Raw genomic sequence first — 3,090 nt, forward strand, 5'->3', positions numbered from 1 at the left:
CTGCCAGCGGGCCCGTGTCGCTGTCGGTGCTCTTGACTGAACCGCCTACCAGTCCCACATTGCGGATGACGCTGGTCGAGCCGGTGGAACCAAACAGGCCGGTGAACCGGGTCGTGCGATCTATCGTGAGGCCGGTAATGGTGTGGCCCAGGCCGTCAAAAGTGCCGTAAAAACAGTTGGGGGTGCAGCTGACATTTCCCGTTCCAATCGGTGCGAATCCCGCGCCGCTGTTCCAGGTGCTGGTGGGCGCGGCATTGATGTCGGCGCCCAGCACATAGCGCCCGCCGAGATTGCCGCTGATCCCCTGCAGGTCGGTGGTGGTGGTGCTGCCCGCGGCGCCCAGGTCGGTGATGACGGTATACGCGAGGGTGGCGCCGGTGCTGCCTCGTTTGGTACTGAAGTTGTTGCCCGCCGGCAGATTGACTTTCGCGCCGTTGTTGACGGTGTAAGTGTTGCCGGTACCGCTGGTCGTGCCCTGGCCGTATTCCAGCGCCAGCTTGCCCGTACCCGAAGCATTGAGGTTGGCATTGATGTTGATGTTGTTCTGCGCGTTAAGCGTCAGTTGGTTGGCGCTCCAGCTCACCACGTCGTTGACGTTGACATCGCCCGCCGTGCCCGTGTTCCCGCTGCTGCTCTGGATGACAACGTTGCCCGCGCCCAGGTTGGCACCCAGAGTCGCGCCGGTGATGTTCCCGCCCGAGGCGGCGATGGTGAAGTCCACCGGGTCGATCAGCCAGGTGCCGCTGTTGCCGGCGGAGGCCGCCGTGGAAATCCGGGCGCCGCCGGCAATGTTCACCTGCGCGCCCGAGGTCTCAACGAAGCCGCCGTTGCCGCCGTTGGGCGCCGAGGCGTCCAGCGTGCCCGCAACATTGGCGGTGCCGGCGGCCATGCCGCCCAGCAGGATGATGGTGCCGCTGCGGTTTTCCACGGTGCGCGCCTGGATCACCCCGCTGTTGTTGACCACGCTGGCCAGCAGGGAATCCCTGGCGCCGGCGCTCATGAGCGCCTGCCCGCCGTCGGCCAGGATCAACCCGCCGTTCTCGGCCAGGCTGTTGAGAACGCTCTGGTCCACTTCGATCTTGAGCAGCTGGTTGCCCTGAAATGTCAGGGTGGCGGCGCTGCCGGCCGCCAATGCCACAGTGCCCTTGGCGGCATTGATGCTTCCCTGGTTGCGCACGGTATTGCCGATCAGTGCGACATAGCCGCCCGTGGCGGCATTGATGCTGCCCTGGTTCACCACACTGCCTGTGCCCGCGCCGCTGAAGCTGCGCTTGCCGCCGCCGAGGTCCGCATCCTTGACATCCAGTGTCGACGCCACAAGCCCGCCCACGTTGACTTGCGCGCCGGCGCCGAACAGGATGCCGTTGGGGTTGATCAGGTAGACCTGCCCGTTGGCGTTGAGCTGGCCCAGGATCTGGCTGCCGTGGGTGTCCAGGATGCGGTTGACCGCGATCGCACTGGCCGAGGGTTGCACGAAGTTGACGCTTTCCTGCGCGCCGACGTTGAAGCTTTTCCAGTTCAGGGAAGCGTTTTGGCTGGACTGGGTGATGGTGGTGGCGGAGCCGTTCCGGGAGATGCTGGCGGTACCAGAGGTGACCTGGCCGTCCACCGGCCCGGCCTGCGCCGTTGCGGCGCCGAGCAGCAGAACGGCGGTGACGGGTTTGCGCAAGGTCCATCTGCCCGCCGCGCGACTGGCGTTCCGGCTCAATCCATCAGGGACCGGCGGAGCGGCGGGAAACACCCGCCAGCCAATATTTGTTACAAATTCCGCAGTCTTTGGTGCACTGCCCCTCGAATTTTTTTTGTGCATTTTTCACACTCCGCAAAAACCCTTTTTTCAGCCGATTGCTGGAGAGGGCCGTCAAAGTGATGGTATGCAGAATGGAATCACCGCAGATCAGTGCAAAAAAAGATCTTTTAACGGTTAATAGAAACGGCTCCAAGTGAAGCCTTCAAGTTTCAAATAGTTACTTCTTTTGTAACAACATTCACAAATATGAATGTTGTAAAAAACATACACCCAAGGAAGCAACTTGCCGGACCGATGGGTTTGCCGCGCGCCAATCCGGCGTTTTTCAGTGACCGCGCAGGCCGATTTCCACCGTCGGGTAGCGCAGGCGAAGCCGCAATTCCCGCTTCAGGCGGCTGTTGTCGAGCCGGCGCGATTCGCTCATGAAGCTCAACAGCACGGCAGGCAGTTCTTCATGGGCGCTGCCGCGTGCCAGGCGCGGCGGCCGCGGCAGACCATAGAGATCGGCGGCCAGGTCGAAGTAATCGCCCATCTTGAGCTGGGTGTCGTCGCTGGCGTTGCTCGCGCGCTGCGGCTTGCCGCGCCACAGCGCCGCCAGGCAGGCGCGGGCCAGGTCGTCGGCATGGATGTGGTTGGTGTAGACGTCGTCTTCCGCGCGCAGCACCGGCGTGCCCTTGAGCAGCCGGCCGCGCGGCGTGCCGCCTTCGCGGTCGGGCGCGTAAATGCCCGGGATGCGCAGCAGGTGCACGCGGGTGCCGGTGGCCCGGCCGAACAGCCGCACATGCGCCTCGGCATGCACACGGCGCGCGGCGCGCGGCGTGTGGGGGCTCAAGGGCCGGGTTTCGCGCACCCATTCACCGCCGCAGTCGCCGTAGACCCCACTGGTGGAGGCGTAGACCAGGGAGCGCGGCAGGCTGCGCAGCCGCAGGGCGCGCAGCAGGGCCAAGGTGCGCGGGTCTTTGCGCTCGTCGGGTTTGTCATTGGGGGGCGGCGCCAGGTGCAACACCCGGGTGGCCAGGCCGGCCAGCCGGCGCAGCGAGGCGCCGTCGTCCAGGTTGCCTTGCAGGGGCGTGATGCGGCGGGCCCGCAAYTCAGGCGCGCGCGCGGGAGAAGACGTGAGCGCCATCAGCCTGGCGTTGCGCGGCAGTTGCCGGGCGGCGCGCAAGCCCACGTCGCCGCAGCCGACGACCAAAATCCGCTCCCGGCGGAAACGGAAAGGCAAAGCGCCTAGGGGATTCAGGTTTGAGGGCAAAATTGGGGGGTTGCCGGGAAAACCGGCCGAGTCGAGAACAGATACCGCAAGGATACCGAATATGAGCTTTAACGTGACCGTGCAGCCC

The 3,090-nt window shown here is 64.9% G+C and carries 2 protein-coding genes; both read right to left on the bottom strand.

What is annotated here, in order from left to right:
• A partial coding sequence (locus AC1D0P_RS23755) for a two-partner secretion domain-containing protein (protein WP_477678992.1) occupies nt 1-1,669 on the bottom strand: 1,669 nt, incomplete at its 3' end.
• A gap of 406 nt (nt 1,670-2,075) precedes the next feature.
• Complete coding sequence (locus AC1D0P_RS23760) at nt 2,076-3,002, bottom strand: NAD-dependent epimerase/dehydratase family protein (RefSeq protein ID WP_477678993.1); 927 nt, start codon at nt 3,000-3,002, stop codon at nt 2,076-2,078.
• Nucleotides 3,003-3,090: the final 88 nt, after the last annotated feature.

It is taken from the genome of Polaromonas sp. P1_G2 (assembly GCF_056405515.1).